This window comes from Deinococcota bacterium (assembly GCA_030858465.1).
Taxonomy (GTDB): Bacteria; Deinococcota; Deinococci; order Deinococcales; family Trueperaceae; genus JALZLY01.
This window is the reverse complement of the sequence record JALZLY010000133.1, coordinates 1-3,726: the sequence shown is the minus strand read 5'-3', so window position 1 is coordinate 3,726 and position 3,726 is coordinate 1. Positions and strand designations below refer to the sequence as shown.

At 63.6% G+C, this 3,726-nt stretch carries 4 protein-coding genes; 1 reads left to right on the top strand and 3 read right to left on the bottom strand.

Going from position 1 to position 3,726, the window contains the following annotated elements; genetic code table 11:
• Positions 1 to 148: 148 nt before the first annotated feature.
• Positions 149 to 466, bottom strand: a complete 318-nt coding sequence (locus M3498_06370; protein MDQ3458909.1) for a putative toxin-antitoxin system toxin component, PIN family — start codon at positions 464 to 466, stop codon at positions 149 to 151.
• A gap of 305 nt (positions 467 to 771) precedes the next feature.
• On the opposite strand from M3498_06370, the gene dusA reads away from it, so the two are divergent.
• Positions 772 to 1,836, top strand: a complete 1,065-nt coding sequence (gene dusA, locus M3498_06365; GenBank protein ID MDQ3458908.1) for a tRNA dihydrouridine(20/20a) synthase DusA — start codon at positions 772 to 774, stop codon at positions 1,834 to 1,836.
• Here the strand turns inward: dusA and M3498_06360 are convergent.
• Entirely contained in the window at positions 1,833 to 3,029 is a 1,197-nt protein-coding gene (locus tag M3498_06360; GenBank protein MDQ3458907.1) for an acyl-CoA dehydrogenase family protein, read from the bottom strand. The genes dusA and M3498_06360 overlap by 4 nt on opposite strands.
• Positions 3,030 to 3,138: 109 nt before the next feature.
• Positions 3,139 to 3,726 (bottom strand): pyruvate carboxyltransferase (locus M3498_06355; protein ID MDQ3458906.1); only part of this gene is annotated, 588 nt, incomplete at its 5' end.

Sequence of the window (3,726 nt, the reverse complement as noted above, 5' to 3'; positions counted from 1 at the left end):
GTCAGCTGTGCCCACCAGTTCAGCACAACTCGCTTCGATACTTTGTCCGGTGGCCGCTGCGTGCATGAGCACCTCCAAGGCCATCTCGGTGCTGGCTTTGCTGCCCTGGATGTCTAGCTCGAGGTGCTCTTGCAGCCGGTCAACTGTCCTAGCTCGGGTCATCGCTATCTTTGACTGGGGAAGGTAGTTTCATACCCTTACCTTCCCCTTTTTTATACGCTCTTGCTACCTTCTGTGATTCACTGAGTTTGTAAAAGAGGGCGAGGTAGATCCTGACCTCCTCTTCTGAGGCGTAACGGCGAAACTTGGGACGAAGCAGGACGCGCTCCAGCTCTCCAAGGAGCGCTGGAGGCACGACGAGGTCGAAGGCGCCGCCGAACCACGCGTCGAGCAGTTTGGCCGAGGTGCCCTCCGGTGCGATGACGGCCGAAATGAGAACATTGGGGTCGAAGACGACGCGGAGCAAGATCAGCGCCTGGAGGCATGCTTCTCTTCGTCGGCAAGCGCCATCGCTTCTTCTTCGCTCAGGCTGCTGCGTTTGCGAATGGTGTTGACCACCTCTAGGCCCATATGGGCTCGCAGTGCTTCCTCAAAGACCTCATATTCCTTTTTGTCGCTGCGGACGGCAAGTATCTTGGCAGCCTTGAGAAGCTCTTCGTCGATATAAACCGTGGTTTTTCTTTTTACCTTTCCATTTTAACAGAAAACTATCGAGCCTTTGCCAAGCACGCGTCGTTCATCTCGTTGGAGGAGGCGTACACTGATGGACGCATGAACGGACCTCGACGAGCCATAAGACGAGACATAAGAGGCACAACCCGACTCCTCTCCGTCGCCCCCATGATGGACTGGACCGACCGGCACTACCGTTTCTTCGTGCGCCAGCTGACCAGGCGGACGCTCCTCTATACTGAGATGGTCACCATGCACGCGGTCTTACACGGCGACCGCGAACGGCTCTTGAGCTTTTCTGAGGTGGAAAAGCCGCTCGTCCTGCAACTCGGCGGCGACGACCCCGCCAAGCTGGCCGAGTGCGCTCGCATCGCCGAGAGTTGGGGTTACGACGAGGTCAATTTAAACGTCGGCTGTCCGTCGGAGCGGGTGCAGAGCGGCAACTTCGGAGCGTGCCTGATGCTCGAGCCGGGGCGGGTAGCCGCGTGCGTGGCGGCGATGCGTGGCGCGGTCAATCTGCCCGTAACCGTCAAGCACCGCACCGGCGTCGATGAACGCGACGGCTACGAGGACCTGCGCCGCTTTGTCGACACCGTTGCCGAGGCGGGCTGTGAGCGCTTCATCATCCACGCCCGCAAGGCTTGGTTAAAAGGCCTGAGCCCCAAGGAGAACCGCACCGTGCCGCCCCTGCGCTACGAAGAAGTCTACCGGCTTAAGGAAGAATTTCCCGAACTGCTTATCGAGATTAACGGGGGTTTCACGAGCCTCGAGACAGTGAGTGCGCTGCTTGAAAAGGTCGATGGAGTGATGGTAGGTCGGGCCGCTTACGAAAACCCTTATCTCCTCGCGGCTGCCGACCGCGACATTTTTGGTGAGGACATGATGCCGCGCTCGAGGCGTGAGGTCGTCCTGGGAATGCTGCCCTATCTCGAGCAGTGCCTGCTGCAAGGCGTCCGCTTTAACAGCATCACCCGGCACATGCTCGGCCTCTTTGCCGGTCAGCCCGGCGCCAGGGCCTGGAAGCGGCATTTAAGCGAACACGCGCACAGGTCTGGAGCGGGCATCAAAACTGTCTTGGACGCGCTCGAGGCACTGCCGGACGAGGTCTTGGACGCCCGCCCAGCCGCCGACCTCGTTGTCCTTGAGGCCTCCGTTCCCCTTTAAGCCCGAAACTGCCTCAAATACTCCCGCGCGATGATCATGTGCTGGACCTCGTCGGTGCCTTCGCCGATGCGGGTGAGGCGAGCGTCGCGCCACATTCTCTCGACCCCGTACTCCCTGATGTAGCCGTAGCCGCCTAGAATCTGAATGGCGTGGTCGCAGGCCCTCACCCCGGCAACGCTGCCCTTGAGTTTGGCTTGCGAGGCGGCCATAGCGTAGTCCCGGCCCGCGTCCTTGAGGGCGGCGGCTTTAAGGTAGAGGAGGCGGGCGGCCTCGAGCTCGGTCGCCATCTCGGCAATCTTGAAGCTTATGCCCTGGTTGCTGGCGATGGGCTTGCCGAACTGCTCGCGCTCCAAAGCGTACTTGGCGGCGATCTCCAGGGCGCCGCGGCCCAAGCCCACGCCCATCGCGGCGATGCCGATGCGGCCGCCGCTCAGGACCTCCAGCACGTCCCTAAAGCCCTTGCCGCGCTCGCCCAGGAGGTTCTCGGCGGGCACCGCCATGTTCTCAAAGGTGAGTGGGGTGGTGTCCGAGGCGTGCAGGCCGAGCTTCTCCTCGGGCTTGCCGCGCAGCAGGCCGGGGACGCCGCCGTCCACCACGAAGGCGCTGATGCCGTCGGTGGGAGAGCGGGAGGCGGGCGCCGCGTCGGTGCGCGCGACGATCACGTAGGTGCCGCCTACCGTGCCCTGGGTGATAAAGACCTTTGAGCCACTGATGACGAAGTGGTCGCCCATGTCCTCGGCGCGGGTCTTCAAGGCGGCGGCGTCGGAACCGGAACCCGGCTCGGTCAGGCCCCAGGCGCCCAGCTTCTTGGCGCTCGCTAAGTCGGGCAGGTAGGCCGCGTGCTGCTCCTGTGACCCGGCGACCATGATATGGCCGCTGCAGAGCGAGTTGTGCGAGGCGACGGTGAGACACAAGGAGCCGTCCACGGCGGCGATCTCCTCGACGATGCGGGCCGTGGTGGCGGTGTCCAAGGCGGCGCCGCCGTATTCCTCGGGCACCTGCATGCCCATCACGCCCATATCGCCGAGTTGCGCGACGAGGTCGAAGGGAAAGGCGCCGCTCTTGTCGCGCTCGCTCGCGCCGGGGGCGACCTCCGCCCGCAGAAACTCGCGAAGTGGGCCGATGATGGCCTTTTGATCCTCACCGAGCTCGAACCAGAGCTCCTTTTCCAGGCTGTTCAAGGTTGTGACCATATCTCCATGGTAGCGCAGCTTGCCGGACCCTTTCTGCGTGTAGGGCTGCACTTACCGCGCGTTCATAGGGTTCTGGTCGGCGTTGTACTCGTTTTGGAGAACGCGCGCCTCAGCCCGCCGGCGCGGCCTCGCCGAGATGCTCTCCGACCACCGCCTCGAGCTCTTCCCAGTCGATGCCCGTCACCCGCCCCTCGTCGAACTGCGCGTCGGCCCAGGCCTGGACCCGCTTCAGCCGGGGATCGTCCTTGGCGAGCTCGAGTCCGAGGTGCTGGCGGACGAGAAAGACCAGCCCCGCCAGCCCCGAGTCCTTGGTGAGGGAGACCTCGAGCGGCCGGCCGAGGAGCTCGGGGACGTTGAAGGGCGCGTACATCTGCCAGAACTTGTTGAGACCGTCGGCGTGGATGCCCGCGCGGGTGCGGTGGGCGTCCCTGCCGTAGAGCGGGTACTTGGCGGGCAGGGGCTCACCCATCTTTGCGTAGAGCTCGGCGAGGGCATTGAGCGCGGTGAAGTCGGGCGCCTCCCCCCTGAAGTAACCCATGCCGGCGAGGTGCATGACGACGGCCTCGAGCGGCGCATTGCCGCTGCGCTCGCCCTTGCCGAGGCAGGTGCCGTTGATGGCGCCGCAGCCCTCGCGGATGGCGGCCAGGCAGTTGGGGACGATCATCCAGAGGTCGTTGTGGGGATGGAACTCGAGGTC